General features: G+C 70.3%; 27 protein-coding genes. 6 read left to right on the top strand and 21 right to left on the bottom strand.

All coding sequences use genetic code 11. The features are described from left to right. Positions 1–11: 11 nt before the first annotated feature. Positions 12–1,856, bottom strand: coding sequence for a prolyl oligopeptidase family serine peptidase (locus tag ACIPC1_RS15620; RefSeq protein ID WP_402517100.1), 1,845 nt, complete (start codon positions 1,854–1,856; stop codon positions 12–14). Between the two features lie 146 nt (positions 1,857–2,002). On the opposite strand from ACIPC1_RS15620, the gene ACIPC1_RS15615 reads away from it, so the two are divergent. Further along, positions 2,003–2,833: an SURF1 family protein gene (locus ACIPC1_RS15615; protein WP_402517097.1), complete on the top strand. Its 831-nt coding sequence runs from the start codon at positions 2,003–2,005 to the stop codon at positions 2,831–2,833. Between the two features lie 112 nt (positions 2,834–2,945). Here the strand turns inward: ACIPC1_RS15615 and ACIPC1_RS15610 are convergent, their stop codons facing one another. The 10 genes from ACIPC1_RS15610 to ACIPC1_RS15565 form a co-directional block, all read right to left on the bottom strand. Next, positions 2,946–4,082, bottom strand: a complete 1,137-nt coding sequence (locus ACIPC1_RS15610) for a hypothetical protein (protein WP_402517096.1) — start codon at positions 4,080–4,082, stop codon at positions 2,946–2,948. A gap of 83 nt (positions 4,083–4,165) precedes the next feature. Next, complete coding sequence (locus tag ACIPC1_RS15605; RefSeq protein ID WP_388673917.1) at positions 4,166–4,741, bottom strand: SigE family RNA polymerase sigma factor; 576 nt, start codon at positions 4,739–4,741, stop codon at positions 4,166–4,168. Positions 4,742–5,311: 570 nt separating this feature from the next. Beyond that, positions 5,312–6,400, bottom strand: coding sequence for an aspartate-semialdehyde dehydrogenase (locus tag ACIPC1_RS15600; protein ID WP_402517094.1), 1,089 nt, complete (start codon positions 6,398–6,400; stop codon positions 5,312–5,314). 49 nt (positions 6,401–6,449) lie between these two features. Further along, entirely contained in the window at positions 6,450–7,727 is a 1,278-nt protein-coding gene (locus tag ACIPC1_RS15595; RefSeq protein ID WP_402517092.1) for an aspartate kinase, read from the bottom strand. Positions 7,728–8,017: 290 nt separating this feature from the next. Beyond that, positions 8,018–8,164 (bottom strand): hypothetical protein, encoded by a 147-nt coding sequence (locus ACIPC1_RS15590; protein ID WP_402517089.1) that lies wholly within the window; start codon positions 8,162–8,164, stop codon positions 8,018–8,020. A gap of 340 nt (positions 8,165–8,504) precedes the next feature. Then, positions 8,505–9,008, bottom strand: a complete 504-nt coding sequence (locus ACIPC1_RS15585) for an SgcJ/EcaC family oxidoreductase (RefSeq protein ID WP_402517087.1) — start codon at positions 9,006–9,008, stop codon at positions 8,505–8,507. A gap of 199 nt (positions 9,009–9,207) precedes the next feature. Continuing rightward, positions 9,208–11,460: a tetratricopeptide repeat protein gene (locus ACIPC1_RS15580; RefSeq protein ID WP_402517085.1), complete on the bottom strand. Its 2,253-nt coding sequence runs from the start codon at positions 11,458–11,460 to the stop codon at positions 9,208–9,210. Then, the gene (locus ACIPC1_RS15575) at positions 11,457–11,858 is read right to left on the bottom strand and encodes a hypothetical protein (RefSeq protein ID WP_402517083.1); all 402 of its coding nucleotides are present in this window, start codon (positions 11,856–11,858) and stop codon (positions 11,457–11,459) included. Before ACIPC1_RS15575 ends, ACIPC1_RS15580 begins: the two co-directional genes overlap by 4 nt. 104 nt (positions 11,859–11,962) lie before the next feature. After that, entirely contained in the window at positions 11,963–12,154 is a 192-nt protein-coding gene (locus ACIPC1_RS15570) for a DUF397 domain-containing protein (RefSeq protein ID WP_402517081.1), read from the bottom strand. Beyond that, positions 12,151–12,963 (bottom strand): helix-turn-helix domain-containing protein, encoded by an 813-nt coding sequence (locus ACIPC1_RS15565; RefSeq protein WP_402517078.1) that lies wholly within the window; start codon positions 12,961–12,963, stop codon positions 12,151–12,153. The genes ACIPC1_RS15570 and ACIPC1_RS15565 overlap by 4 nt, the downstream gene beginning before the upstream one ends. A 78-nt stretch (positions 12,964–13,041) precedes the next feature. Here ACIPC1_RS15565 and ACIPC1_RS15560 point away from each other — a divergent pair, with 78 nt between their 5' ends. Continuing rightward, positions 13,042–13,437 (top strand): hypothetical protein, encoded by a 396-nt coding sequence (locus ACIPC1_RS15560; protein WP_402517076.1) that lies wholly within the window; start codon positions 13,042–13,044, stop codon positions 13,435–13,437. Between the two features lie 38 nt (positions 13,438–13,475). Here ACIPC1_RS15560 and ACIPC1_RS15555 read toward each other — a convergent pair whose 3' ends face one another. The 3 genes from ACIPC1_RS15555 to ACIPC1_RS15545 all read right to left on the bottom strand — a co-directional run bounded on the left by ACIPC1_RS15555 (position 13,476) and on the right by ACIPC1_RS15545 (position 15,204). After that, positions 13,476–14,135 carry a DUF5063 domain-containing protein gene (locus ACIPC1_RS15555; RefSeq protein WP_384381349.1) on the bottom strand — a complete coding sequence of 220 codons (660 nt, stop codon included), beginning with the start codon at positions 14,133–14,135 and terminating at the stop codon, positions 13,476–13,478. Next, entirely contained in the window at positions 14,128–14,727 is a 600-nt protein-coding gene (recR, locus tag ACIPC1_RS15550) for a recombination mediator RecR (protein WP_365429881.1), read from the bottom strand. The genes ACIPC1_RS15555 and recR overlap by 8 nt, the downstream gene beginning before the upstream one ends. 132 nt (positions 14,728–14,859) lie before the next feature. Beyond that, positions 14,860–15,204 carry a YbaB/EbfC family nucleoid-associated protein gene (locus ACIPC1_RS15545; RefSeq protein ID WP_384381551.1) on the bottom strand — a complete coding sequence of 115 codons (345 nt, stop codon included), beginning with the start codon at positions 15,202–15,204 and terminating at the stop codon, positions 14,860–14,862. 301 nt (positions 15,205–15,505) lie between these two features. Between ACIPC1_RS15545 and ACIPC1_RS15540 the strand changes: the two genes are divergently transcribed. After that, positions 15,506–16,267, top strand: a complete 762-nt coding sequence (locus tag ACIPC1_RS15540) for an SLATT domain-containing protein (RefSeq protein WP_402517074.1) — start codon at positions 15,506–15,508, stop codon at positions 16,265–16,267. 119 nt (positions 16,268–16,386) lie between these two features. Here the strand turns inward: ACIPC1_RS15540 and ACIPC1_RS15535 are convergent, their stop codons facing one another. The 5 genes from ACIPC1_RS15535 to ACIPC1_RS15515 form a co-directional block, all read right to left on the bottom strand. Next, complete coding sequence (locus ACIPC1_RS15535) at positions 16,387–17,796, bottom strand: M20/M25/M40 family metallo-hydrolase (protein ID WP_402517072.1); 1,410 nt, start codon at positions 17,794–17,796, stop codon at positions 16,387–16,389. Positions 17,797–17,905: 109 nt separating this feature from the next. Then, positions 17,906–19,435 carry a substrate-binding domain-containing protein gene (locus ACIPC1_RS15530; RefSeq protein ID WP_402517070.1) on the bottom strand — a complete coding sequence of 510 codons (1,530 nt, stop codon included), beginning with the start codon at positions 19,433–19,435 and terminating at the stop codon, positions 17,906–17,908. A gap of 92 nt (positions 19,436–19,527) precedes the next feature. Next, a complete protein-coding gene (locus ACIPC1_RS15525) occupies positions 19,528–21,528 on the bottom strand; it encodes a serine/threonine-protein kinase (protein ID WP_402517067.1) in 2,001 nt (666 codons plus the stop codon). Positions 21,529–21,607: 79 nt separating this feature from the next. Then, positions 21,608–22,099 carry a MarR family winged helix-turn-helix transcriptional regulator gene (locus ACIPC1_RS15520; RefSeq protein WP_402517064.1) on the bottom strand — a complete coding sequence of 164 codons (492 nt, stop codon included), beginning with the start codon at positions 22,097–22,099 and terminating at the stop codon, positions 21,608–21,610. Beyond that, a complete protein-coding gene (locus ACIPC1_RS15515; RefSeq protein ID WP_402517062.1) occupies positions 22,096–22,755 on the bottom strand; it encodes a type 1 glutamine amidotransferase family protein in 660 nt (219 codons plus the stop codon). Before ACIPC1_RS15515 ends, ACIPC1_RS15520 begins: the two co-directional genes overlap by 4 nt. A 212-nt stretch (positions 22,756–22,967) precedes the next feature. Here ACIPC1_RS15515 and ACIPC1_RS15510 point away from each other — a divergent pair, with 212 nt between their 5' ends. The 3 genes from ACIPC1_RS15510 (at position 22,968) to ACIPC1_RS15500 (ending at position 26,159) form a co-directional block, all read left to right on the top strand. Next, entirely contained in the window at positions 22,968–24,323 is a 1,356-nt protein-coding gene (locus ACIPC1_RS15510) for an aspartate aminotransferase family protein (RefSeq protein WP_402517060.1), read from the top strand. Positions 24,324–24,552: 229 nt separating this feature from the next. Further along, positions 24,553–25,248 carry a GntR family transcriptional regulator gene (locus ACIPC1_RS15505; protein ID WP_402517057.1) on the top strand — a complete coding sequence of 232 codons (696 nt, stop codon included), beginning with the start codon at positions 24,553–24,555 and terminating at the stop codon, positions 25,246–25,248. 260 nt (positions 25,249–25,508) lie between these two features. Next, positions 25,509–26,159, top strand: coding sequence for a hypothetical protein (locus tag ACIPC1_RS15500; protein ID WP_402517055.1), 651 nt, complete (start codon positions 25,509–25,511; stop codon positions 26,157–26,159). Between the two features lie 69 nt (positions 26,160–26,228). On the opposite strand, the gene ACIPC1_RS15495 is transcribed toward ACIPC1_RS15500, so the two are convergent. Together ACIPC1_RS15495 and ACIPC1_RS15490 are read right to left on the bottom strand one after the other, a co-directional pair. Further along, a complete protein-coding gene (locus ACIPC1_RS15495; RefSeq protein WP_402517054.1) occupies positions 26,229–26,681 on the bottom strand; it encodes a hypothetical protein in 453 nt (150 codons plus the stop codon). Continuing rightward, positions 26,678–26,944, bottom strand: a complete 267-nt coding sequence (locus ACIPC1_RS15490; RefSeq protein WP_402517053.1) for a hypothetical protein — start codon at positions 26,942–26,944, stop codon at positions 26,678–26,680. The genes ACIPC1_RS15495 and ACIPC1_RS15490 overlap by 4 nt, the downstream gene beginning before the upstream one ends. Between the last annotated feature and the right edge of the window lie 56 nt (positions 26,945–27,000).

Genomic DNA, 27,000 nt, shown 5'->3' with positions numbered 1-27,000 from the left:
AAATCCGCCCGCTACCCGCCGAGGTGCCGCTCCGCGAAGTCCAGTTCCAGCCGGACCTGCTTGATGCGTTCGTCCACGACCAGGGACCCGTGGCCCGCGTCGTAGCGGTACACCTCGTGGACGGCGTCGCGAGCGGCGAGACGGTCGACGTAGTTCTCGACCTGGCGGATGGGGCAGCGGGGGTCATTGACCCCGGCCGAGATGTAGACCGGCGCCTTCACCGCGTCGACGTATGTCAGCGGGGACGACGCCGCGAAGCGTTCCGGGACCTCCTCCGGGGTGCCACCGAGGAGGGTACGGTCCATGGCCTTCAGCGCCTCCATCTCGTCGTGGTACGCCGTGACGTAGTCGGCGACCGGCACCGCGGCGATACCGAGGGTCCAGACGTCCGGCTGGGTACCCAGGCCGAGAAGCGTGAGGTACCCACCCCAGGAACCGCCGGTGAGGATCAGCCGGTCGGGGTCGGCGAGCCCGGACGTCACCGCCCATTCGCGGACGGCCGCGATGTCCTCCAGCTCGATGAGACCGACGCGGTGCTTGAGCGCGTCCGTCCACTCACGCCCGTACCCGGTGGAACCGCGGTAGTTGACCCGCACCACCGCGTACCCGTGGTCCACCCATGCCGCCGGCCCCGCCGCGAACGAGTCGCTGTCGTGCCAGGTCGGGCCGCCGTGGATGTCGAAGACCGTGGGGAGGGGGCCACTGGCGCCCGCCGGCTTCTGGACGAGGGCGTGGACGCGGCCGCCGGGGCCTTCCACCCAGACGTCCTCCACCGGGACGGATCCCGGGGACTTCAGGCCCGGCGGGTCCAGGACCACGGCGCCCGTCGTCGAGCGGACCAGCGACGGCTCGGCCGCCGACGACCACAGGTACTCCACCGCTCCGTCCGGCCGGGCCGTCGCCCCCGACACCGAGCCCGGCGGGGTCGGCACGGGGATCAGCTCGTGGGACGCCAGGTCGTACTGCCACAGGTCGCTGCGGGCCTCGAAGCTGTGGGCGACGAGCAGTGCGGAGCCGTCCGGATACCACTCGGCGCCCACGTCGCCGGGCAGGTCGAGGGCCAGCTCCGTCTCCTCGCCGGTCGCCACGTCCCACACCAGGGGCTCCCAACGGCCGCGCCGCTGATGCCCGATGAGCAGCCGCGTGTCCCCGTCGACCGGGGCGAAGCCCAGCACCTCCAGGCCCAGCTCGACCGTGCCGCCCTTGGTGTCGTCGAGCTCCGCGACCGGCGAACCGTCCGGGCGCAGCACCCGCAGCGCCGAATGCATCGCGTCGCCGTGCTCGGTGTGCTCGACGGCGATCAGCGAGCCGTCGTGCGAGAGGTCGCCGACGCCCGCGGACTCGCGGTGGCGGTAGATCTCCACAGGGTCCTCGCCGGTCCTGGCCACATGGATCGTCGAGCCGTCCTCGTCGGTGGAACGCCCGACGACAGCCGTACGCCCGTCCCGGCCGATCGCGAGTCCCCCGGGATAGGAGGGCTCAAGGCCCGGAGCCGCGGGCTCGTCGGGGCCGCCGGAGGCGTCGGAACCCTCGAAGCGCTGGCGGCGCCAGATACCGAACTCGTCGCCGTCCTTGTCGTCGAACCACCAGATCCACTCGCCGTCGGGCGAGAGCACCCCGTCCGTCGTGCCGTTCGCCCGGTCCGTGACCTGGCGCTGCTCCCCCGTCGCCCGGTCCCACGCATACAGCTCATACGTCCCCGTCGCGTTCGAGACGAACAGCGAGCGGTGCGGTGCGTCCTCCGCCCAGTCCGGCAGCGACACCCGCGGCGCCCTGAAGCGCTTCTCCCAGTCCGGCGTGGATCCGTCCTGCGCTGCGGTCGCTTTCCCCTGGAGGGGCCCGTTGCTCTCAGTCATGGCCCCATAGTGCCTGCCCCACCCGGCAATCCGCTGCCGGGGTCCCCAGCCTGTGGATAACTTCCCGGCATCGTGGACGCCGTCCTGCGAAACGGCGCCGTACCCCGACGCCCGGCCCCGCCCCGCCGCCCCGTACCTTTGAAGGCGTGTACCGGTTTCTGCTCACACCCCGCTGGTGGGGGATCAACGTCTTCGTGCTGTTGGCCATCCCCTTCTGCATCTTCATGGGCTCTTGGCAGTTGGGGCGGTTCGAGGACCGGGTGCAGAGCAGCAGGGACGCGAACAAGCAGGTCGAGGCGGCGAAGACGGAAGCGCCGCGGCCGCTGGCCGAGCTGCTCCCCGTGGACAAGACCACGTCCGGCAACCAGGCCATCGCGACCGGCCACTACGCCGACCAACTGCTCGTGCCGGACCGCGACGTGGACGACAAGCAGGGCTTCTACGTACTGACGCTGCTGCGGACCGACGACGGCAGGGCGCTCCCCGTCGTCCGGGGCTGGCTGCCCGGCGAAGCGGACCCGGCGAAGGTCCCGGCCCCGCCGAGCGGCGAGGTCACGGTGACGGGCGCGCTCCAGGCGTCCGAGAGCCCGGGGTCGAACGGGGTGAGTGCCGTCGGCGGGCTGCCCGAGGGCCAGACCGGCGCGATCAGCGCGGCGTCGCTGGTGAACCTGGTGCCGTACAAGGTGTACGACGCGTGGATCACTCTCGACAAGGCCGACAGCGGGATGACGGCCGTGCCCGCGACCGCCCCGCAGGACACCGGCCTGGACCTGAAGGCGTTCCAGAACCTCGGCTACACCGGTGAGTGGTTCGTCTTCGCGGGCTTCGTGCTCTTCATGTGGTTCCGGCTGCTGCGCCGCGAGGTGGAGTTCGCGCGGGACTCGGAACTGGGCCTGCTCCCGGACCCGGGCCCGGACCGGGATGTCCCGGCCGAGGAGCCGGTACCGGACACCACCGCCCGTACACCGGTCTCGTAGACCTTCCCCGGTCCACAGTCGCACCGGTCTCGTAGGCCTGCCTCAGTCCCGGTCCTCAGTCCCGGTCCTCAGTCCTCACCCCAGTCCTTCGCGAAGACCCGTGGGAGCCGGCTCAGGTCCCGCCGGCCGCCAGCACCCCCGTGCGGTACACCGTGCCCGCGCACGCGTTGGAGATCGTCGTGGCCACCGTGGCCGTACCCGTCTGATCCGTGTGCGAGACGGTGACGCTGCCGTCGGTCGCCCCGTCCTCCGTGACCATCTGCGTCGAGGCGCCGCCGGAGTCCGTGGAGGTGCCGCCGGTGGTGCCCTCGCCCGTCGGGCTCGGGTCCGGCGAGGGCTCGCTGGTGATCGGACAGGTCTCCGAGGGCACCCAGGCGAACCTCACGACGTACGAGGTGCCCGGCTGAAGTACCAGCGAGGTGACCTCCGTGGAGGGGTCGGGCAGGCCGGTGGCCGCGTCGCCCGTCACGTGGTTCACCACGCTGACCTTGGCGGAGTCCGCCGCGCCCTGCGTGGCGGTGCCCACGCTGCCCGCCCCGCTGACCGCGCACGCCGTGGTGGAGACGTTCGAAACGGCGAAGGAGCCGTAGACCGTGCCGGTGGAGTCCGGGTCGCCGAGGCTGCTGGTGGCCCCGCCGAGTTGGGCCGCGGTGCACAGGGGCGCGCTCAGCGTCGAGGGCACCGTCTCGTCGGTGCCACCGGTGCTTGCCTCGCTCCCCGCGTCCTTGCTCGCCTCCGGCGTGCTCGTCGTGCCTCCTTTGCCCGGGTCCCTGGCCGTGCCGGAGGAACCGCCCACCGCGCGTTCCCCCCCGTCCGCGGTCTTGCCCTCGCCGGAGCCGCCCTGCGTCTGCGAGCTGCTGCCCGCGATGTACGGATTGTCGTTCGATCCCGAGGCGTTCGAGACGTGCAGCAGAGCCGGCACCGCGGTGCCGATGAAGAGCGCGGCGGCCGCCATGCCGACCACGGCCTGGCGCTTGCGAGCTCGCCTGACCGGCACCGCACGGCGCAGGTGGTCCAGGGTTCCGTCGGTGGGCTCGATCTCCTGAACGGCCTGGCGCAGCAACAGCCGCAGCACCTGCTCGTCCGAACCGAACCCTTCGAGGTCCTGCCCTACGGAGCCAAGTCCTCCGGAGGCGGGTCCGTCAGGACCGAGCCCTCCCGAGCCCAGTCCCGCCGAGCCCCGTTCCTCCGAGCCCCGTTCCTCCGGGCCGGCTCCGTCGCGGCCATGTGTTTCGGGGCCGTGGTTCACAATTCCGTTCCCAGCATGCGATTGCTTGTGCTCGTCCTCGGGGCGCCGGGGTTCCCCGGGACGCCATTGCTCGTCGTACCCACTCATACCGGCGCCTCCATGGCAACACGGAGCGCCGCTATACCGCGCGAGCCGTACGCCTTGACCGATCCCAGCGACACCCCGAGCGTCTCGGCGACCTGGGCCTCGGTCATGTCGGCGAAGTAGCGCAGGACAAGGACCTCGCGCTGGCGGCGCTGGAGTCCCTTCATCGCCTTGATCAGCGCGTCGCGCTCCAACTGGTCGTAGGCGCCTTCCTCCGCGCTCGCCATGTCGGGCATCGGCTTGGAGAGGAGCTTGAGACCGAGGATGCGCCGACGCAGGGCGGAACGCGAGAGGTTCACCACGGTCTGACGCAGATACGCGAGCGTCTTTTCCGGGTCACGGACGCGTTTGCGCGCCGAGTGCACCCGGATGAAGGCCTCCTGGACGACGTCCTCGCAGGAGGCGGTGTCGTCGAGCAGGAGTGCCGCGAGACCCAGGAGCGAGCGGTAGTGCGCGCGGTAGGTCTCGGTCAGATGGTCGACGGTGGTTCCGGCGGCCGTGCTGTCCTCGGCGCCGTCGCGCTGGTCCGGAATGCGGGTGGGCCGCGCTGAAGGCATGGGCGCGATCACCGGCATGCCACCGGGCGCACCGGAGCCACGGAGTCGGCGGGGCGGACGCAGGGCGCTGCCCCTTGTCTGTACCGCTGTGAAATCGAGTACCTCTGCCACGCCAGTTGGACACGCGTCCCCCCGCCAGGGTTGTACGCATCAGGCGTCGCGTTTGCGTCAGGCACCCCTTTTGACAATGCGTCAAATGCCCTCATGCGACCAGCTCATCCCCTATGTCCCGTTTTACCGCGACGTCCGACCACCCCTGAACGGCGACCGCAAAGACGCTCCCCGCCCTCCGCACGGTTGCGGAGGACGGGGAGGAAAATCTTCGAACGACTTGATGACTCGTTTCAAGTGGTGTGGACCATTACCCTCACCACACATCCGGCCGACCGCACCGGCCACACGAACACCGGAAAGCCCCTCCGGACCCACCGACCACCTGAAGACCGGCGTGCCCAACCAGACCCACCGGTCACCTGAAGACCGGCGCGCCCATCCGGATGCTCGCACCACACATCCAACACAGATCCTACAAACGAATCCTTCTGTCGCCACCAGGATTCCGACTTCCGGACACTCAGAACGCAGAACTCAGGCCCGCGTGATCTCCGCCGCCACGAGCTCCGCGATCTGCGCCGTGTTCAATGCGGCACCTTTGCGCAGGTTGTCCCCACAGACAAACAGTTCGAGTGCCGTCGAATCGTCCAGCGAGCGGCGTACCCGTCCGACCCAGGTCGGGTCCGTGCCCACCACGTCGACGGGCGTGGGGAATTCACCGGCGGCCGGGTTGTCGAACAGCACGACACCAGGCGCGGTGGCGAGGATCTCCCGCGCCTTGGCGACGGTGACCTCACCCTGGAAGCGGGCGTGGACGGTGAGAGAGTGCGTGGTGACGACGGGGACGCGTACGCAGGTCACGGCGACGGGAAGGGTGGGGAGCCCGAGGATCTTGCGGGACTCGTTGCGTACCTTCATCTCCTCCGAGGAGAAACCGTCCTCGGCGAGGGACCCGGCCCACGGCACCACGTTCAGCGCCACCGGCTCCGGGAACGGCCCGGTGTTGTCCCCGACCGCACGCCGTACGTCACCGGGTTTGGTCCCCAGTTCCGTACCCGCCACCAGCGACAGTTGCTGGCGCAGGGTGTCGATGCCCGCGCGGCCCGCCCCGCTCACCGCCTGGTAGCTGGACACCACCAGCTCGCGGAGCCCGAACTCGGCGTGCAGCGCGCCGAGGGCCACGATCATGGAGAGGGTCGTGCAGTTCGGGTTGGCGATGATCCCGCGCGGACGGACGCGCGCCGCGTGCGGATTCACTTCCGGTACGACGAGGGGCACGTCCGGGTCCATCCGGAAGGCGCCGGAGTTGTCGACGACGACCGCGCCCTTGGCGGCGGCGATCGGCGCCCACCGGGCGGCGACATCGTCCGGTACGTCGAACATGGCGACGTCGACCCCGTCGAAGGCCTCCTCCGTGAGGGCCACGACCTCGACCTCCTCGCCGCGCAGGGCCAGCTTGCGGCCGACCGAGCGCGGAGAGGCGATGAGACGGATCTCGCCCCAGATGTCGGCGTGCTGGGACAGGATCGGGAGCATCACCGTGCCGACGGCTCCGGTCGCACCCACGACCGCGAGCGTCGGCCGTTCGGTCCGCGCCCCGGTATGGGCACCGGTACGGGCCATCAGCGGCCCGTACCTCCGTACGAGTCGTACAGGTCGTACGCGAGGACGGTCATCGTCCGGTGCCTCCGTAGACGACGGCCTCGTCACTGTCGGAGTCGAGGCCGAAGGCGGAGTGCACGGCGCGCACGGCCTCGTTCACGTCGTCGGCGCGGGTGACGACCGAGATGCGGATCTCGGAGGTCGAGATCAGCTCGATGTTCACGTTGGCCTGGGTCAGGGCCTCGAAGAAGCCGGCCGTGACACCCGGGTTCGTCTTCATACCGGCGCCGACGAGCGAGATCTTGCCGATCTGGTCGTCGTAGCGCAGGGACTCGAAGCCGATGACGTCCTTCGCCTTCTCCAGGGCGTCGATGGCCTTGCGGCCGTCGGTCTTGGGGAGGGTGAAGGAGATGTCGGTGAGGCCGGTGGAGGCCGCGGACACGTTCTGCACGATCATGTCGAGGTTGATCTGGGCGTCGGCGATCGCGCGGAAGATCGAGGCGGCCTCGCCGGGCTTGTCCGGGACGCCGACGACCGTGACCTTGGCCTCGGAGGTGTCGTGCGCAACACCCGAGATGATGGCCTGCTCCACCTTCTGGTCCCCTCGCTGAATCGGTTCGCTGCTGACCCAGGTGCCCTGTAGTCCACTGAAGGACGAGCGCACATGGATCGGGATGTCGTAGCGGCGCGCGTATTCCACACAGCGGTGGAGCAGCACCTTGGAGCCGGAGGCGGCAAGCTCCAGCATGTCCTCGAAGGCGATCCAGTCGATCTTCCGGGCCTTCTTGACCACCCGCGGGTCGGCGGTGAACACGCCGTCCACGTCGGTGTAGATCTCGCACACCTCGGCGTCGAGGGCCGCCGCCAGCGCGACGGCGGTCGTGTCGGACCCGCCGCGCCCGAGCGTGGTGATGTCCTTCTTGTCCTGCGAGACGCCCTGGAAGCCGGCGACGATGGCGATGTTGCCCTCGTCGAGCGCCGTACGGATACGGCCCGGCGTGACGTCGATGATCCGCGCTTTGTTGTGGACCGAGTCGGTGATGACACCCGCCTGGCTGCCTGTGAACGACTGGGCGCTGTGGCCCAGGTTCTTGATCGCCATGGCCAGCAGCGCCATGGAGATCCGCTCTCCAGCGGTCAGCAGCATGTCGAACTCCCGCCCGCTGGGCATCGGAGACACCTGCTCGGCGAGATCGATCAGTTCGTCCGTCGTGTCGCCCATCGCGGAAACGACCACGACCACCTGGTGGCCGTTCTTCTTCGCTTCCACGATTCGCTTGGCGACACGCTTGATGCCCTCGGCATCGGCTACGGAGGAACCTCCGTACTTCTGCACGACAAGGCCCACGTGCGCTCCTCGATCAATCCGTCTCTGCACCGCACAACTGCGGTCGGCTCAGTCTAACGAGCGGCCGGAATTCCCCTCCGGGGTATCGCATCGTGAGATGTCCCGCCCACGAAGTGATCACCCGGTCCGTCAGGTCGGCGAAGTCCTCCGGCCGCTCCGCACGGCACCTGCCCGCGGCCGGGACCCACCATTCGGAAAGTGCGCCGCGTCACACCCGAGCGCGCTGCGGCGGAAGTCGGCGGCTTCTTCGTACACGAGGATGTGGAGCAGGTGAGCAGGCGAGCAGGCGACTACCGAGGCGGTACGGGATGGGCCGCCTGGTGAACGGCCTGCTCATGTCCGCCCGGGCCGAGGGTGCCCGAGGCGGAGGTATCCGAGCCGAGGGTGCCCGAGGCGGAGGTGTCCGAGCCGAAGGTGTCCGCGGCGGAGGACTCCAAGCCGAAGGTGTCCGCGGCGGAGGTGCCGAGTAGGTGCTCTCCAACGCCCTGGAGGTGTCCTCCGACGGCACCACGATCACCGTACCTACGGGTGTCAGCGGGCGCCGACTCGGTGGAGCCGGCGGTCCTCGACCAGGCCCCGGCATGTCGGACGCGGACAAGTCCCGCGCCTTCGAGCGCTTCTGCTTTCGACCGCTTCTGGCGCGGCCAGGGCCTGACCGGGCGCTCCGGCTCCGGTCTCGGCCTCGCCATCGTCAAACAGCCAATGACCGACGACGGCGGGACCGTGGCCTTACGTTGCGGAACGCGACCGGGGTCGGGAGCGGCCTGTGCGGGGCGGTCAGCTTGCGGCGGGCAGCAGAGAGGAGTGGTGGTTCTCGATCAGCCAGTGGCCGTCGAGCTTCTCGTACTCGAACGTGTAGCGCGCCTCGACCGTGCTCACCACGCCGGTATCGGGGTCGGTGAGTTGGAACTCGTAAAGCCCCGTGTCGATGGCCTCGTTGTTGTCGAGAACCTTGATCACGGTCTGGACCTTCGAGGCCACGGGCTTCTTGGCGAGGAAGCTCGTCATGTAGTCGACGATCCCCGCGCGGTCCGTACGGATTTCGGGCGAGAGGGTGGGGAGCAGCACCGCGTCGCTCGCGTACCGGTCGGCGACGATCTCCGGGTCGCCCGTCGCCAGCGCGGCTCTCCAGCCGTCGAAGAGGCCGGCGATCTCCGCCGTGGTGGGCTTGGTGCTCTTCGCCTCAGGGCTGGCCGTGCTGACACCGGCGGTGATGGTGCCCGCGGCGATCAGGGCCGCGGCGGCGGCTATGGCCGCGCGAGTCCGTATGTGACGCATCACAACTCCTGTGCAGGTTAAGTTAGTTGCTCCCGCTTGGTGCCTTCCGGGAGCGGTTCCACTTTCCTCTCGTGCAGGCAAAGACCCGCCCAGGAAACGATCAGCGCATGGCCAAGACTTCCCGGGGATTCAGCGGGAGTCCCGGCCGGCGCGGCCCACCGTGACGGTCAGCCCACGGGCGGAAGCAGAGCGGAGTGATGGTTCACGGTGAACTCGTAAAGCCCCGTGTCGATGCCGGAGTTGCTGCGGGAGGTTCGGGGGACGCCGGAGGCGCCGCCGACGGCGCCGGTGGCTCGGGAGGCTCAGTGGGCTGCGGGAAGAGCGACCTGAGCAGCGTCCCCGCGAACGGGCCGTCGCCGAGTGCGCTCTCGATGTCCGCCACGATGTCCGGTACCAGCGCGTGGGCACGCGCCTCGTCCCCGGCCGCCCGCAGGAGCACGACCTGTAGAGCACGGGCGTGCAGGGTCGGCATGCCGGTGTCACCGAGGATCCTCCGGTTCACGGCCACGGCCTCCGCGACCAGCCTGAGGGGCTCGTCGATCTCACCGGCCTTCCGCAACGCGAAGAGAAGCTCCATCCTCAGGTCGGAGACGGTGGAATGGTCTTCCCCCAACGTCGCCACCGCACGGGAGAGCTGGTCGGTGAGGGTACGAACGAAGGTGTCCCCCTCCTGCTCCCCTCCCCCTCCCTCTTCCGTTCCTTCTTCCGTTCCCGCTTCCGTTCCCGCTTCCGTTCCCGCTTCCTTGGCGGAGTCCCGCTGGATGGAGCGCAACGTCAGCAGGGCGTCGTGGGTTTCGGGGTGATCCTCACCCAGCACCCGCGCCGCAGCCTCGGCGTTCTCGCGGGCCAGCGTCAGCGCGCGCTCATGGTCGCCGGACGCCGCGAGCATGTCGGCCGTGACGCCACGAGCCTCGAAGGTCTGTAGGTGATCGGGGCCCAGCGCCCGTTCGGAGTCCGCCAGCACCTGCGTGATCAGGGTGAGAGCCCGGTCCAGCTCCCCCGCGGCCCGGTAGCTCAGGGCCAGCCGGCTCCGGGACGCAATGGTCCTCTCGTGGTCCGGTCCGCAAAGACGCAGGGCGGTGTCCGCCGCCCGCTCGCACAGCGTCACCCCGCGGACGCCGTGACCGTCCAGCGAGTACTGCACCCCGGCGGTGCCGTAGAGCTCCGCGGTCACCTCGGTGTCCGTCTCCGGTGCGGACCGGGACGCCAGAGCCTCGACGTGCGTCGCCCAGACGCGATGGGAGCCCACCGGCTCGCCGTCCTCCTCGTCCGCCGCCTCCCTGTCCTCCAGCAGCCGTACGGCGATCTCGCGGCCGGCGTCGACGAGCCGGGGAGACCGGTGCGCCCCGGCGAGCTCCGGCGTGCGCGCCACCGCCTGCACCAGCCGGTGCACCGAAATCGTGCCGTCGCCGCGCAGCGTGATCATGCTGTGGGCCGCGAGACGCCGGATCGCCTCGGTGACCTGGGGCGGGCTCCCGAGCGGTTCGAGGTACGTACGCGGAATGCCGTCCGGCGCCCACCAGGCCGTGACCAACAGGATCATCCGGGCCTCGGGGGTGTCACCGAGCCGGTCCAGCGTCATGCGCCAGACGCGGGCCACCGCGCGCTGCGCGTCACCGCCTTCGGCCGTGGCCGCGTACATGTCCGCGGGATAACTGGCGAGCAGCTTCAGGTACTTGCGCGGAGTGATCCCCGCTTCCCGGCAGTACGCGGCGGCCTGGTCGACCGCCAGCGGCAGGCACCCCAGTTCGCGGCACAGCTCCTCGACACCCGCGTTGCGTCCCCGGTGGACGCCCGTGAACAGTTCGACCGCCTCCGCCAGTTCGAGCACGTCGAGGTCCAGCGGCTCGGCGATCCCCCGCCAACTCGTCGCGCCCCGGCGGGTGGTGATCAGAAAGCGCCCGCCCGGCACCCGAGCGAGCAGGGGCTGGATGTCGGCAGGGTCGGAGACGTTGTCGAGGACGAGCAGCCAGCCGTCGTTGGCGGCCAGCCACTGGAGGGTACGTTCGCGGAAGGCGTCCTCGGACAGGAGGTCGACCAGGGCGGGCTGAAGAGCACGGCCGAGGGCGGCAAGGCCCGCCTCCACGTCGGTCCGGGACTCGGCGGTGATCCACCAGACCGGGTTGAAGTCCGCCGCCCGGCCGCTCGCCCAGTGCGCGGCCAGCGTCGACTTCCCGATCCCGCCCAGCCCGTGCACGGCATGCACGACCACGCCGCCGGGTGCGCCGAACGACCCGTCCAGCAGGGCGAGTTCACGCGCCCGCCCGACGAACTGCGCACCCCGCGGGGGCACGTTCCGCACCGGAAAGGTGCAGGGCCCCAGCGTGAACGCCTCCGCCGGCAACACCGTCGCCCGCTCGGCCAGCGTGACGAAGTCCCCGGTCACCACCTGCCCGATGTCCCCGCCCGCGGCAACCGACCGCTCCCCGGACGCCTCCACCGAACCGCCGCTCACGCGTCGCCCGTCGACACGCTGCCGATGTCACCGCCGGCGGAGACGGAACGCTCACCGGAGGCGGTGACGGTCCCGCCGGGGGCCGGTGGCGGACCGGGCATGGCCGGTGGAGTCGCGGCCGCGGTGCCGTTTCCGGTAGTCGCGGATCCAATGCTCCCGCCCGCGGCAACGGACCGCTCACCACCAGCGGTCACCGAAGACGTGGACGCCGCGGGCGCCGACGACGGCATGACCAGCACGTACAACGTGAGCGCAAGCCCCACCAGCCCCGCGGCCCCTCCCGCCACACTCGCCCACGGATCAGCCGCATCGACGTCGAGCAAACCCCCGACGACCAGTCCCACGGCCCCCGCCGCACACAGCCCAATCCCGGTCCACAGCACTGCTTTTGAGCTCATACGTCCATGATGACGTGCCGGAGTGGCGAACGTGAGGGGCTGGTGGGGGAAGGTTGCAGGCGAACCTCCCCCGGAACCCATGGGAAGAGCTCGGGTCCCGGGGCTCAAGCTCCGGGGTGAACTGCGGAGATGAAGGCGGTCCAGGCGGGGGCCGCGATGCGGAGTTCGGGGCCGGAGGGGACCTTGGAGTCGCGCACGTGGATCGTCATCGTCGGTGCAGGGAGAGCGACTTCGACGCAGGCGCCGCCCTCACCGTCGCTGTAGCTGGCCTTGAACCACTTCAGCTCGTCGTTCATAGCTCATCCACCATCCGCTCGATGAAGCGGGCCGACTCGTCAGGGTCGAGGGCCATCATGCGGATCATGCTAAGCCGCTCGGTCTGCGCGCTGACGACTGCCGGGTCAGAGGTCAGCTGGCTTGTCGACGGGGCCTCCGTGTAGGCGAAGCGCTCGTGATCCCTGGTCTCCAGAAGCACCATCGGTCCGTGGAGCGCGGCGGTCATGGCCCTGCCGTAGGGCAACACCTGGATAGAGACGTTGCGCACCTTCGCCATTTCCAAGAGGTGCAGCAGTTGCTCCTTGTGCACGTACGGTCCGCGCAGTGCTGCCTCGTACAACGCATAGCTACAGGCAGCCAACGGCTTACGCGTGTGGATGCCCTGGCGCTCCAGCCTCGCCATAACCCGCTCCTCGACGATCTCCTCGTCGAGGGTTGGAGTGTGGTTGCCGATCAGAGCCCTCGCGTAGGACTCGGTCTGCAACAGCCCTGGGATCAGGGCGACTTCGTACCACCAAAGGTTGATTGCCTCGTGCTCGTACTGCATGTAGTCCTGCGCCCGCGCTGGGAACTTCTCCCTTTGGAGGTACTCCTTGGCCGCACTGAGTAACCCCTCCGCCCGGCACAACTCATCGGCCACGTCCAGCACGCGCGGCGTCGGCATCCGTACGCCCTGCTCCATGGACTTGATCGTGTCCGGCGAATAATTGGAGGCGGCGGCCAGCTCCTCGCGGGTCACGTTCGCCTTGGTGCGCCAGCGTTTCAACTGGTTGCCGCTGTAGCGCCAGTTGATCGGCGCCGGCGAAGCGGAGTTGTACTGGACTGACACAGCGGCCACCTCCGACTGATACACCCCGGCGTGTATCCCCTCGGTCACTACCGAGCGTAGCCTCGCGACTGTCACCGTGTGACCATGACGAACGCAATTCACCCGCCCGACTGGATCCCCGCCTCCGGGCATCAACTCCGTGTGACCGGCGTCTACTTCGACGCCGTACGAATCGAGGGCCCCCGAGGGGAACGGGTCGCCGGGCGGCTCATCGACACGACCGATGGTGACGCGGGACCGATCATCTGCGAGACGACCGGGTACCGGTGGATGTACTTCCTGCTCGCTCCGGGGGATGTGCGACGGCACGACTGGCCCCTGGGCGTGCAGCAGTTCGGCGGGAGGAGCACGCTCACCCTCACGTACATCGGCATCCCGGCGCTGGACGGGAACACCTGGCCGCTGCGCTGGTACAGCGAACCGACGGCTACGGCGCCTTACGTGGAGGCGGGGCGGCTGCTCGCGCTGATCTGAGATCGGGAGGTCGGGCCTCAGCGCATCAAAGACGACCGCTACTGCACCGTCCGCAGCCCCAGCGGCTCCGCGATCTCCTCCGCCATGACCTTGCCGGCCTCCTCCGCGAGGGCTTCCTCGCCGAGGTCCTGGTCGGTGTCGAGGCCGTCCAGTTCTTCCAGGGGCTGGTTGAGGCGGACGTGGGCGACCACGGACTGGAGGGCGCGGAGGGTGGCGGAGGCGGTGGAGCCCCAGTTGGAGAAGTAGGAGAACTGCCACCACCAGAGGGCTTCCGTGGTGCGGCCGGCGCGGTAGTGGGCCATGCCGTGGCGGAGGTCGGCGATGACGTCGGCGAGGTCGTCGGAGATGCGGGCCGGGACCGGGGCCTTGCGCGGCTCGTAGGGGTCGAAGACCTCCGAGTACACGTCGATCGGCTCCAGCATCACCGCCAGGCGCTCGCGGATGTCGTCCACGTCGGGCTCCGGGCCCAGGTCGGGCTCGTAGCGCTCGTCGGGAAGGATGTCCTCGTGCGCGCCGAGGCGGCCGCCGGCCAGCAGGAGCTGGGAGACCTCCAGGAGGAGGAAGGGGACCGCCGAGTCCGGCTCGTCGCCCTTCGCCACCTCGGAGACGGCGACCAGGAAACTCTCCACCTGGTCCGCGATCTGGACCACGAAGTCGTCCGGGTCCTGGCTGGTCGCGTGAAGCGTGGCGTCAGACATCTAGGAGTCGTCTCCCCTCGAAGGCGCGGCCGAGCGTGACCTCGTCCGCGTATTCCAGGTCGCCACCCACCGGGAGGCCGCTGGCCAGGCGGGTGACCTTGAGGCCCATTGGCTTGATCATGCGGGCGAGGTACGTGGCCGTGGCCTCGCCCTCCAGGTTCGGGTCCGTGGCGATGATCAGCTCCGTGACCACACCGTCGGCGAGACGGGCCAGCAGTTCCCTTATGCGCAGGTCGTCAGGGCCGACACCCTCGATCGGGCTGATCGCGCCGCCCAGGACGTGGTACTTGCCCCGGAACTCGCGGGTGCGCTCCACCGCCACGACGTCCTTCGACTCCTCGACCACGCAGATGACCGACAGGTCGCGGCGCGGGTCGCGGCAGATGTTGCACAGCTCCTCCTGCGCGACGTTCCCGCAGGTCGCACAGAAGCGGACCTTCGCCTTGGCCTCCATCAGGCACTGCGCGAGACGGCGGACGTCCGTCGGCTCGGCCTGGAGGATGTGGAAAGCGATCCGCTGCGCGCTCTTGGGACCGACGCCGGGGAGTCGCCCCAACTCGTCGATGAGGTCCTGGACCACGCCTTCGTACAACGGACTGCCTTTCCTGGGCCCTCACGTGCGTGCTTCGGCGGTACGTACGTACCGTAGTTGGCCCTTGCCCTTCTTAGAAAGGCAGGCCACGTCTCAGAACCGCATGCCGTGTCTCAATCGGCACGCCTTGTCTCAGAACGGCAGGCCGGGGATACCGCTGCCGCCGCCCAGCCCCTGGGCGAGCGGGCCGAGCTTCTGCTGCTGGAGCGCCTGCGCGTTCTCGTTCGCCGCCTGGACCGCCGCGACGACCAGGTCCGCGAGGGTTTCGGTGTCGTCCGGGTCGACGGCCTTCGGGTCGATGACCAGGGCCCGCAGCTCACCGGAGCCCGTCACCGTCGCCTTCACCAGGCCGCCGCCCGCCTGGCCGTCGACCTCGGTGCGCGCGAGTTCCTCCTGCGCGTTCGCGAGGTCCTGCTGCATCTTCTGGGCCTGCTGGAGCAACTGCTGCATGTTGGGCTGGCCACCACCGGGAATCACGATCAGCTCCTGGTTTCGTACGGCTGTGAGTGCGGTTGTCATACCGCTTCGAGTACGGCTGCGAGTACGGGGTTTTCCCTCTCGGCACGAGCCTACGTGGTCCGCGGGCCCGTCGCTCAAGCACTCTTTCGAGTGAGACGGTCCGGAAGCCTATACCTGATCAAGCCCCACTTCCGATCAGAAAAGCGGTGAAACCAGGGCCATCGCCACCCATTGGGCGGTAAGAAGAGTGCGACGCTCCTGCATCATGCGTCACGTGGCGTCACGGAACGTCATCACCGTCGTCAGTAGGGAGTGCCGGGTGAGCCAGCCGGAGATGCAGCCCGAGGGGCCGCCCCAGGACGGCCGGGGCGGGCCGGGCGGGCGCGACGACGGCGCCGCGGGGGCCCGGCCGGGCGGCGACCTGACCGGGCGGCCGTTTCCGCTCGGGGACTGGGGCGAGCCCGCGGAGCGGCTCGACGAGCTGTACCGGTGGGTGGAGCGCGGGGCGCTCGACACCGCTTCCTGGTATCTCACGGACCGGGTCCGCAAGCGGCACGGGGCGCGGCTGCTGCGGTGCGGGGCGGCGCTGGGCGCTGTCGCCGGGGCCGCGCTGCCGCTGCTCGACCTCACGGGCGTGGTCGGCGGGGTGGCCCTCTGGGGGTATCTGGCGCTGCTGCTCGCGGGCGCGTGCGTCGCGGGAGACCGGTTCTTCGGGGTGACGTCCGGGTGGATAAGGGACGTGGCCACGGCTCAGGCGGTGCAGCGGCGGCTTCAGGTGCTCCAGTTCGACTGGGCGTCCGAGAGTGTGCGGGAGGTTCTGGGGCCGACGGAGGGGACGGCCAGTGAGGCCGCCGATCGGTGTCTTGGGGTTCTGCGGCGGTTCTCGGACGATGTGACGGAGCTGGTGCGGGCCGAGACGGCGGACTGGATGGTGGAGTTCCGCACGGGCTCGGCGCCGATGGGGATCCAGTCGGCCCTGGCCGGGTCTCCCCGGCCCGAGGGGGCACCGCCTGGGCGGTTGCCGTTGCCGCCGGGGACGCGGCCGAACATGCCTCGGCAGCGGCCGCCGGAGCCGCGGTGAGGGGTGGGGTGTTTTCCCGCCCCCCTCCGCCCCTGCCCGTCCCGTGCCTGGGGGCTCCGCCCCCCAGGCCCCCGGTCGCCCGAAGGGCTCGTCCTCAGACGCCGGACGGGCTGAAAGCTCTACACCTGCGGTGCCGGGAACGCCACCGGGCTTCTCGCCCCCGCCCGGCTTACCGCCCGTACGCCGAAGAACACGTTGTCCTTGGAGAGGTCGGCCTCGTGGGTCGTCACGTCGCCCGCGGGGATCACGTGGGTCCACTCGGGGGCTGTCGTCTCGCGCCAGACCACCTCGTAGCCGACGAGGTCCGGTTCGGTGCCGCGGGTCCACACCAGCTTGGTGGAGTTGGTCAGGGTGGACGTGATGATCTTCGCGTCGCGCGGGGTTCCCGGGGCCTGGGCCAGGGTCCACAGAGCCGCCGCGTTGACCTTCGCGACCCGCGTGATGAACGCGAAGTCACAGAACTCCGGGAGGTCGCCGAACTGTTGGCCGTTCTCGTCGACGCGTACGTCCTGGTGCTGGTGGGCGAAGTCCTCGGCGGGTTCGGTGAAACGGGCGGCGGGGTAGGCGCGTTCGAGGAAGGGGATGTGATCGCCGCCCCGGCGGTAGCGGTCGCGGCGGTAGATGACCCGCACGTGCATCCCGGTCGCGTCGTTGTCAGCGACATCCCTGACGAACCTGGCCAGTTGGCGGGAGGGAGAGTCGTTCTCACCGCCCACCGAGCGGCGCGTCGCGGCCTGTGCCGGGGTCTCGGAGCTGGGCACGCCCTCAGCGAAGAGGCGGATGGTGTACGGGTCCCGCGTGCCGTCGTCCCCGGTGGAGCTGCCGATGATGTCGTTGGTGAACATGCCCTGGACGTCCACAGCGGCCGCCTTGTACTGCTGCGCCATGTAGGTGGATCCGTACAGGCCCTGCTCCTCCCCCGCGACCGCCGCGAAGACGATCGTCGAGGCGGGGCGACGCCTGGCCAGCACACGGGCGAGTTCCAGCGCCAGCGCCACCCCGGACGCGTCGTCGTCCGCGCCCGGCGCGTCCGAAGTGGCGTCCATGAGGTCGGTGACCCGCGAGTCGTAGTGGCCGGAGACGACGTACACGCGCTCCGGTGTGACCGAGCCGCGCAGGGTCGCGACGACGTTCGTGATGCGGGTGGGGGCGGGGACACCGGATGCCGGTTCCTGGATGTACGACTGGAGTTCGACCGTCATCCGGCCACCCGAGCCCGCCGCGTACGTCCGCAGCTCGGCCGCTATCCAGTCGCGCGCCGCGCCTATGCCCCGTACCGGATCGTCCTGCGACGAGAGGGTGTGGCGGGTGCCGAAGGAGACCAGTTTGCGGACGGTCGCCTCGATGCGGGCGCGGTCGATCTCCTTGAGGAGGGCGTGGAGTTCGCGAGTGGGAGGCTGGGCGGTCGCGGGCGGCCGGGAGCCGGAATCGGGGCCGGGGGAAGCCGCCTGCGCCGGAGGCGCCGTCGCCCCCAGCGTCACCGCACCCGCTGCCGTCGCGGTCAGGATCGATCTCCTGCTGTGGCGCATGCGTCCTCCTGGGGCTCAGGTCAACCGCTGGGCTGCCACCGCAATGGTTGTGTACGCGACAAGCCTCGGGCAAGGGGGCGTCGAGGCGGCCCTTGAGGGACAGCCGGGCTCAGCCCGCACCGCAGATCTTCAACCCCACCGGGGTGTCGCACGGCAGGTGTCCGTGCGTGCGGATCACGTCCTGGCCGGCGCCCCTGATGTAGGTGAGGAAGCTGGAGGCGAGGGAGTCGGCGGGCGGGGCGCCGTAGGTATAGGCGTACTCGATCTCGCGGTACGGATACTCGCTGGTGCCGTGTTCGAGGTCCTCGACGGAGGCGTCGTGTCCGTCGAGCCCGATCCGGTGCAGGCCGTCGTAGTCGTTGGCGCTGTTGAGCTCGCTGTAGCCGACCGCGCCGGGCAGCTTGGCCACCGTGCTCAACACCTGGTCGGTGGAGTCGAGTTCGCAGCGCACGACCAGAGCGGTCGGGTCGTCCTTGTGGACACAGTCCAGCGAGGAGTTCGCGATCTCGCCGCGCCCGAGAACGCGCCGCTGGAAGACCTGCCGGGTACCGGAGTTGGCGTCCCGGCTGACGAGGAGGACGGGCAGGTCGGGGCCGCCGAGCTCCGTCCAGTTCTTGATCTCGCCGCGGTAGAGGCGGCGTGCGTCGTCGATCGAGAGGTTCATGAGGGGGATCTCGTCGTTGACGACCAGGGTGAAGATCGAAACGGCGACGCGGTTCTCGCGCAGCTTGTCGAGTCCGCTCGGCTTGGGCCCGTCGGAGAGGGCGATAACGGGCGGCGAACCGTTCTTGGACTGCGCTCCGGCGGTGTCCAGCTCGCGCATGCCCGCCTGGCTGCCGTGCGCGTCCACCGCGATGTCGGCGCCCTCGCAGTCGTCCTGGTACCTCTCGGCCAGCTCGCGCATCACGGGCGCGAAGGCGGTCGAGCCGGTGACCGTCAGGCTGCCCGTCTCGCATCCGATCGGAGGCCGGGTGTCGTCCCGCATCACGACGATCAGCGCGAGCGTCACGACGCACACGGTCAGCAGCACGGTGATCAGCCGGGCCGCACGGCTGAACAGCGGCGGCCGGTCGTCCGGTGTCGTACTGCGGTTGGGCCGGACCTCGCCGTCCCTGATACCGCCGATGATCCGTATCGGGGACCCCACGTCGCCGCCGGACAGCAGCACCAGCAGCTTGAAGTGCTCGCCCCGGTTGAGCGGGACGCGCGGGATGAGCAGGGTGTTGCCCTCGTAGGCGAGGCCCGCGGCACGGGTGAAGTGGTCCATCAGATGGTCGGTGCCGGGCGGCTGGGTGACGGACACGCCCCGGATGGTGCGGTCCGTGAACACCGCGGTCAGACCGTGCCGTTCACGGCTCGTGTAGTCGTCGCCCGCGATGCTCTGCGAGCCGTCGTTCTCTATGCGCAGCAGTACCAGTGTGGCGTCGGCCATGCCGGGCGCCTCGTCGAACCATCCCTGCCGGACGTTCGCGCGCCCCGAACGCACGTCGTCGCCCACCGGGTTGTCCATCTGCACCCGGTAGCCGATGCGCTTACGGCGCGGTATCCGGCGCTCGTACCAGACCATCACGGCGGAGGCGACGACACCGATCACGGCGGTCCCGACAGCCACCACATTCTCTGCGCTCAGCCACTCCACTTGAGCCACTCCCCCGAGCCCGATGGTGCGGAAACGGTACGGCGCGAAGCGGGAACGTCCGGAAGACGCCAGGTGAACTTACTGAGGCGCCGTCATCCGCTCTTCGTGTACGTCAGCGCCTCGCCCGAGTCCGTGTTCACGCGGCGCAGGCTGCCGTCCGGGAGGAGCGTGACCTCGGAGGCGGCGCCCGGGGAGCAGGCGGTGGCCGGTTCGCCGACGGTGACCTCGGAGGGGCCGATCTCCAGCGGTCCGTCGGCGGTCGGGGTCTTGGCCAGTGCGGCCTGGAAGACACAGTGGTACGTGCCGCTGCCGGCCGGGCCGTCCGCGGTGAGCGAGAGGACCGTGTCACCCACCTCGCCCTGCTGGATGACCAGTTGGCGGGTGTTGGAGCCCGAGTCGTTGTCTATGCCGGAACTCCAGGTGCCGAGGTACACCTCCGCAATCGCGCCGCCCTCGGGTGCCTGCGTCGTCGGCGAGGCGCTTGCCGTGGTGGCGGACGGCTCGGGTGTGGCCGGGCCGGACGTCACGGGCGCGCTGGAGTCGGGCGACCGCTTGGAGTCGTCGGTCGTGTCGCCTCCGCCGCCGCTCATCAGCGCGTAGACGGAGCCGCCCGCGCCGAGCGCGACGACCAGCGCCACGACGATCAGGGCCGCCGTGGAGCGACTGCTTCTGCCCGAGCGGTCGGGCTGGGGGGCGAAGGGCGAGAAGGGGGCAACTCCGGGGCCGGGGCCGTACGGGGGTGTTGTCCCGGGCGGCTGGATCCAGCCGCCCGACTGCGGATAGCCGTACGCGGGGTGCGGGGCCTGGGCGGGGGGCGCCGACGGCTGCGGATGCGGGTACGGCTGGGGATGCTGCTGGGGATAGCCGTACGCGGGGTGCGGGGTGGTCGGCGGAGCTGGCGGGGGCGACGCCTGGCCCGTACCCGTACCCGCGATCATCGTGGGCTGGTGCTCCACGGGAGTCGGCCTTCCCGGCGGAGGCGGGATCGGGCCTTCGTCGGACGGGGCGGGGGCGTGCTCCGGAGGGGTCTGGGGAGGAGTCGCAAACCTCGGCGGCTTGGACAGGTCCGGAGCCGGTACCGGAGCCGATGTCGGGGCCGGAGCCGGAGTCGACGCCGGGGCGGCCGGGACGCGTCCCAGTCGTGTCGTCGGGGCACCCGACCCCGACCCCTCGTCCGGGTCCTCCGTGTCCAGCAACTGCACGGCATGCCGCCCGAGTTGAGCCACCAGAGCACTCGGCAGCCAGGGATCGCGCGACCGCCCGTCCGAGACGGTGTCCTGCGCGCCGGACAGTTCAAGGATCTCGCCGAGGCCGGGCCGGGCGGCGGGGTCCTTGTGCAGGCAGGCGCGTACGAGGTCGACGAGGCCCTCCGGGATCCCCTCCAGGTCGGGTTCCTCCTGCGCGATGCGGAACATCATCGCGTGCGCACCGGAGTCGGCGCTGCCGAAGGGAAGGGCGCCCGTAGTGGCGTACGCGAGGACCGAGCCCAGACAGAACACGTCGCACGCGGCCGTGATGCGGTCACCGCGGACCTGCTCGGGGGCCATGAACCCGGGCGAGCCGACGAGCGCGCCGGCGCGCGTGAGGCCGCTCTCGGTCACGGTCTCCAGGGCGCGCGCGATCCCGAAGTCGATGACGCGGGGCCCGTCGATGGTGACGAGGATGTTCGAGGGCTTGAGGTCCCGGTGGATCAACCCGGCGGCGTGGATGTCCTGGAGTGCGTGGGCGAGCCCGGCCGCGAGGATGCGTACCGACCGCTCGGGGAGGGCCCCGTGGTCGTGGCCCACGACGGTTTGCAGGGTGGGACCCGCGACGTAACCCGTGGCCAGCCAGGGGATCTCGGTCTCGGTGTCCGCGTCAAGGACGGGCGCCGTCCAGTACCCGCCGACCCGGCGCGCCGCCAGCACCTCCTGCCGGAACCGCGCCCGGAACTCCTCCTGCTCGGCGAGCTCCTTGCGCACCAGCTTGACCGCGACCGTACGCCCCCGGTCGGACCGGGCGAGATACACGTGCCCCATCCCGCCGGCACCGAGCCGCGCCAGCAGCCGATACGCGCCGATGCGCTGCGGATCCCCCGCTCCCAGCTTGTCCATGGCTGCGCCCACCCTCCCCCGTACCAGTGCGACAGCCTGAGGATAGTGCGGTCGTACGGGGAGGTGGGCGGGGCGGTGTCTACGGTTCCGTAACGGGGTGTTCCGTTTCTGTGACATCCCGAGCGCTGTTCGTGGTCATGGCGTCGAGGGTCGCGGACAGGCGTTCCAACACCCGTACGGTCTCCGCGAATTCGTCCTCCCCAAGGGCCTCGGCCAGTTGGTCGGCCAGGTCCGCGTGGCCGGGGCCGACCTTGGTGATGGCGGCGCGGCCCTCCTCGGTGGGGGTGAGGAGTTTGGCGCGGCGGTGGGCGGGGTTGGGGAGGTACTCGGCCAGCCCCTTGGCCACCAGCAGGTCGGCGATGCGCTGCACGCTCTGGCGGGTGATGCCCATCGCGCGGGCGATCCCGGAGACGGGCAGCGGCTCGCGGAGCACCGCGCCGAGCACCTGCCACCAGGCGGCGGTGAGTCCGGCGGGCCGGGCCAACTCCTCGGCCACGGAAAGGAACTGTCCGTTGAGCCGGAAGACGCCGAGTGCGCTGCGGCTCAGCAGGTCCTGGCGCGCTCGGCTCACTGCCCGGCCTTTTCGAGTACGGCGTAGGCGGCGGGGTCGGAGTCGTGGAAGAGCCGGTACCAGGCGTCAAGGACCTCGCCCTCGTACACACCGAGGAGCCCGAAGACCTCGCGGGCGAAGGCGACGGGTTCGGTGGGGCCCGCGGTGACCAGGTTGCCGTCGGTGACGGCGTCGGTGTCGACGTACCGTTCGCCGCCCTTGTATCCGGTGGCGGCGAGGTAGAAGGACACGGCGCTGGTGTGCGCGCGGTCGTCGAGCAGGCCTTCGCGGGCGAGACCGGCGGTGGCGCCGCAGATGGCGGCGACGGGGACGCCCGCGTCGAGGAACGCGCGGGCCTTGCGGGCGAAGGGGGCGAGGTCGCCGCCGCCCGCCGCGGTAGCGGCTGATGTCTCAGTCCAGAGGTCCGCGCCGGTGAGGATCAGCAGCGAGCTGTCCTCGGGCCGGAGCTCGTCGAGGGCGAGGTCGGGCTGGATACGGAGGCCGCCGATCGTCGTCACGGGCTCCCGGGTGGGGCCGACGGTACGGATCTCGCGGCCGGCGCGGGCGAGGTAGGCGGTGGTGTGACCGGTCTCCCAGTCGGCGTAGGTGTCGTACACGGCGAGGTGGACGGGCTTGAACGGCTCGAACGGCTTGACCTCAGGCGTGCTGCGGTTCATCGCTCCTCCTTGACCGGGTACGCAAGTGAGTATGTAAGCATGCTGTCATTTCGACAGCATGCTGTCAATAAATCCCGAGGGGCTTCCTCGCTCCGAAGCCCCGAAGCCCTGAAGCTCCGAAGCCCGAAGCCCGACAGACTGTCGCGGAAAGCCCCCGACCGCAGACAAGACGCCGATGTCGCGCCCGTACCGTGGACATTTACGCTCGCCGCATGACCCCTCAGCCCAACCCCCAGGTCGGCGCCGCCGTGAAGGCCGCGGACCGTGCGCACGTGTTCCACTCCTGGTCCGCGCAGGAGCTCATCGACCCGCTCGCCGTCGCCGGTGCGGAGGGGTCGTACTTCTGGGACTTCGACGGCAAGCGGTATCTGGACTTCACCAGTGGGCTCGTCTTCACCAACATCGGCTACCAGCACCCGAAGGTCGTCGCCGCGATCCAGGAGCAGGCCGCGAGCCTGGTCACGTTCGCGCCCGCCTTCGCCGTGGAGGCGCGTTCGGAGGCGGCCCGGCTGATCGCCGAACGGACCCCGGGTGATCTGGACAAGATCTTCTTCACCAACGGGGGTGCGGAGGCCGTCGAGAACGCGACGCGGATGGCGCGACTGCACACCGGGCGCCCGAAGGTCCTCTCCGCCTACCGCTCGTACCACGGCGCCACCTCCGCCGCGATCAACCTCACCGGCGACCCCCGACGCTGGCCGAGCGACACCGGCGCGGCGGGTGTCGTCCACTTCTGGGCGCCCTTCCTCTACCGCTCCCCCTTCCACTCGGAGACCGAGCTCCAGGAGTCCGAGCGGGCGCTTCAGCACCTTGAGGACACGATCGCCTTCGAGGGACCGGGCACGATCGCGGCCGTGATCCTGGAGACGATTCCGGGTACGGCGGGCATCATGACGCCGCCGCCGGGCTACCTCGCCGGAGTGCGCACGCTCTGCGACCGGTACGGGATCGTCTTCATCCTGGACGAGGTGATGGCCGGGTTCGGGCGTACGGGCAAGTGGTTCGCCGCCGATCACTACGGCGTGACACCGGACCTGATGACCTTCGCGAAGGGCGTGAACTCCGGGTACGTGCCGCTGGGCGGTGTCGCCATCTCCGGGGCTGTCGCGGAGACCTTCGCGCGGCGGCCCTACCCCGGTGGGCTGACGTACTCGGGGCATCCGCTGGCCTGTGCCGCCGCCGTCGCCACGATCAACGTGATGGAGGAGGAGGGGATCGTCGACCAGGCCGCGTATGTCGGGGAGACGGTCATCGGGCCCGGGCTGCGCGAGCTTGCCTCGCGGCATCCGAGCGTGGGCGAGGTGCGGGGTACGGGGGTCTTCTGGGCCCTTGAGCTGGTGCGGGACCGGGAGACCCGGGAGCCGCTGGTGCCCTACAACGCCACCGGGGCGGACAACGCGCCCATGGCCGCGTTCGGCGCCGCCGCCAAGGCGGGGGGCCTGTGGCCCTTCATCAACATGAACCGCACCCATGTCGTGCCGCCGTGCAACATCACCGAGGGGGAGGCCAAGGAGGGGCTCGCGGTGCTGGACGAGGCGCTGGCGGTGGCGGACGCGTACGTGGTGTGAGGGGTGGCCCGCGGCGGAGCCGCTGATGGATGCAGTCGCCCCCGCCGCCCCGTTTCAGCCCGTCCGGCGTTTGAGGACGAGCGCGTTCAGCGCGATACCGGGGTCTGGGGGCAGAGCCCCCAGGAACAAGGGACGGGTAGGGGCGGAGGGGGCGAGGAACTCTCCCCTCACCCCCCACGGCGTATGGTGACTGACTCCGAGACATACGCGACAAGGGGAGCCCGACACCATGCCCGGCACCGGCGCCAAGGGCGCCGTAACCCGCAGCACCCTGCGCCAGCAGCTCGCGGACGCGCTCCGCGACGAGGTGCTGGCCGGCCGCCTCCAGCCGGGCCAGGCGTTCACGGTGAAGGAGATCGCCGAGCAGTACGGCGTCTCCGCGACCCCGGTCCGCGAGGCCCTGGTCGACCTGTCGGCGCAGGGCCTCCTGGAGGCGGACCAGCACCGCGGCTTCCGGGTGCACGAGTACTCCCCGGCCGACTACCGCGGCATGATCGAGGCGCGGAGCCTCGTCACGGACGGCATCTTCCGCTCCATCACCGTCGGCGTCATGACCCGGCCCCAGGACCCCCGCATCACCGCCGCCCTCTCGGGCGTCCGCCGCCGCGGCGAGGAGGCCCAGCGCGCCGCCGCCGCCGGCGAGCTGAACATCCTGATCGGCTACGACCTCCGCTTCTGGCGCGAGCTGAGCGGCCTCTTCGGCAACCCCTACCTCGCCGACTTCCTGCACCGGCTGCGCATCCAGTCCTGGGCCTGCGCGGTCCAGCACCTGCGCGAGGTGGCCGACCTCAAAGGCCATCTGTGGTCGGCCCACACGGAACTGGTGGACGCCCTCGCCCGCCGCGACTCGGCCGAGGCGCAGGCGATCGTGACGTCGTACAACGCGCACTCGCTCGCGCTGATCGAGCGCCTGGCCGCCCGGTGAATCTCCCGGGCGCCGAGTGACGCGCCCCGCCGCCGAATGAGGGGGCTGCGCGGCCCGCGGCCGGAGATCTTTTGACCGTCCCGCGTTTGAGGACGAGCCCTTCGGGCGATCGGGGGTTTGGGGGGGCGCAGCACTGAGGAGCGGGACCCGCCCGGGCCGCCACCGGGAAGCCAACTTGCGCTCGGGGGCCTGACCAAGACCGCCGCGCGCATTACGCTTCCCTGACCACCGTGCACACCAAGAGCTAGAGGAGCCGTCTGTTGGCCTGTGACCTGTGGCTGGTCCCGCTTGTCGACGTGTTGTGCCACACCCCCGACAATCCCTTCGCCGAAGAACTCGCGCTGTACGACAAGACGCTGGCGGAGGCAGGACTCCCGCCGGTCCCTGTGTACGCGTACATGCCGGGCCTGTCCGGCGACGTGGCCCCGGTCGCGGGGTTCGACTACGACGCCCTGCACTTCCTGCGCCGTGCGTACCTGCTTCAGATGTGCGGCCTCGCGGTGACGCCCGTGGACGAACTCGGCGGCGACTATGAGCAGTTGCTGGAGATGTTCGGGACGAACGCCCAGCAGTCGCACCTGGTCTGGCACTACGACCACGCGGGCGCGTATGTCCCGGTGGACTTCCCGCACCCTCTCGCCAACGACGAACTCCTCGCGGGCGGCGGCCCTCTGGGCTCCTCCCAGACGCTGCTGCGCGAACTCGAATTCGTGGCCCAGTCGATCGGCATCGACCCGGCCAACCCGCCTGCCGCCCCCCAGCCCCCCATGGCCCCCACGGACCTGGAGGAACCGGCGGCCCCCGCCCCCTACGACGCCAGCCCCTTCGCCCGCGAACGCCACGTCTGGCTGGGCCTGCACGCGGCCGCGACGCGCAGCCTGGCACAGGGGTCGATGATCATCTTCAGTTGAGGCGGCGTGGTGCGGTGCGGTCCGGGCTGTAAGCGGCCTGGACCGCACCACACCATCCGTCGGCAGCCGTCAGCGTTGCTCGACGATGCGGATCGTCCGGATCCCCGTGCCCCGGTACCGGGTGGGCGTCCGGGTCAGGACAGGACGGCCACGCGGCCACTCGAGAGTGGGCAGGGCGAGGTGCAGCACATGGGCGCCACTCCAGTCCGGCTCGTCCTTGCCGCTCTGTTCCTCGTCCCCGGAAGCCGCCGTCCGCAGACGCTTGCCCACGGCGGTCGCCGCCGCGAAGTCGAGCCCCTCGATGTTGACCGACGGCAGTGCGCCGACATGCTCGGCAACCCCCGCCCGTTCACGCTCGGCGGCGGCCAGGCTGAGCGCCGGGATGTAGACCCGCAGCGCCGGATCCTTCTCGGCCTCGACGACGAGCCGGGAGGCCATGCTGTTCCCCGCGCCCAGCGCGAGCGCGGCGGTGTCGTCGAAGATGACGGCACGCGGCAGCGGGTACCTGTCCTCGTCCGTCACTGGACCTCCCCGATACGCCCCGCCTCAAGGTCGGCCCACAGCTTCTCGCCGGCCTTCTCGTCCTCTTCCGTGTAGGGCCTGCCGAGGAAGTGCTCCTCGACGTATGCCCTGGTCTCCTCGTACCGCTTGCGCAGCTCTTCCTTGGTGGGCGTGGCCCCGGCCAGCTCCGCCACGAGGTCCCGCATGCTGATCCCGCGCTCCCGGGCCAGCTCCTGAAGGCGGTCTCGGACAGCGGGGTCGACCTTGAGCGTGGTGTCAGCCATGAGGAAAGTATACTCGCGGTATACCACCTCTGGGCGTACGAGTGTGACGGTCATCG

It is taken from the genome of Streptomyces sp. NPDC087263, from assembly GCF_044744645.1.
In the GTDB taxonomy this organism is placed as follows: domain Bacteria; phylum Actinomycetota; class Actinomycetes; order Streptomycetales; family Streptomycetaceae; genus Streptomyces.
Note: the sequence above shows the minus strand (reverse complement) of the source record. Positions and strands in the feature narration are given on the sequence as shown.

What these genes read in the sequence shown, in the direction of transcription:
- ACIPC1_RS15570 (WP_402517081.1), bottom strand. Translation starts at nt 12,154, where the DNA reads ATGAACGACGAGCTGAAGTGGTTCAAGGCCAGCTACAGCGACGGTGAG.
- ACIPC1_RS15525 (WP_402517067.1), bottom strand. Translation starts at nt 21,528, where the DNA reads ATGGACAAGCTGGGAGCGGGGGATCCGCAGCGCATCGGCGCGTATCGG.
- ACIPC1_RS15535 (WP_402517072.1), bottom strand. Translation starts at nt 17,796, where the DNA reads ATGCGCCACAGCAGGAGATCGATCCTGACCGCGACGGCAGCGGGTGCG.
- ACIPC1_RS15510 (WP_402517060.1), top strand. Translation starts at nt 22,968, where the DNA reads ATGACCCCTCAGCCCAACCCCCAGGTCGGCGCCGCCGTGAAGGCCGCG.
- ACIPC1_RS15515 (WP_402517062.1), bottom strand. Translation starts at nt 22,755, where the DNA reads ATGAACCGCAGCACGCCTGAGGTCAAGCCGTTCGAGCCGTTCAAGCCC.
- ACIPC1_RS15605 (WP_388673917.1), bottom strand. Translation starts at nt 4,741, where the DNA reads ATGCCGGTGATCGCGCCCATGCCTTCAGCGCGGCCCACCCGCATTCCG.
- ACIPC1_RS15505 (WP_402517057.1), top strand. Translation starts at nt 24,553, where the DNA reads ATGCCCGGCACCGGCGCCAAGGGCGCCGTAACCCGCAGCACCCTGCGC.
- ACIPC1_RS15620 (WP_402517100.1), bottom strand. Translation starts at nt 1,856, where the DNA reads ATGACTGAGAGCAACGGGCCCCTCCAGGGGAAAGCGACCGCAGCGCAG.
- ACIPC1_RS15575 (WP_402517083.1), bottom strand. Translation starts at nt 11,858, where the DNA reads ATGAGCTCAAAAGCAGTGCTGTGGACCGGGATTGGGCTGTGTGCGGCG.
- ACIPC1_RS15490 (WP_402517053.1), bottom strand. Translation starts at nt 26,944, where the DNA reads ATGGCTGACACCACGCTCAAGGTCGACCCCGCTGTCCGAGACCGCCTT.
- ACIPC1_RS15600 (WP_402517094.1), bottom strand. Translation starts at nt 6,400, where the DNA reads ATGGCCCGTACCGGTGCCCATACCGGGGCGCGGACCGAACGGCCGACG.
- ACIPC1_RS15555 (WP_384381349.1), bottom strand. Translation starts at nt 14,135, where the DNA reads ATGTCTGACGCCACGCTTCACGCGACCAGCCAGGACCCGGACGACTTC.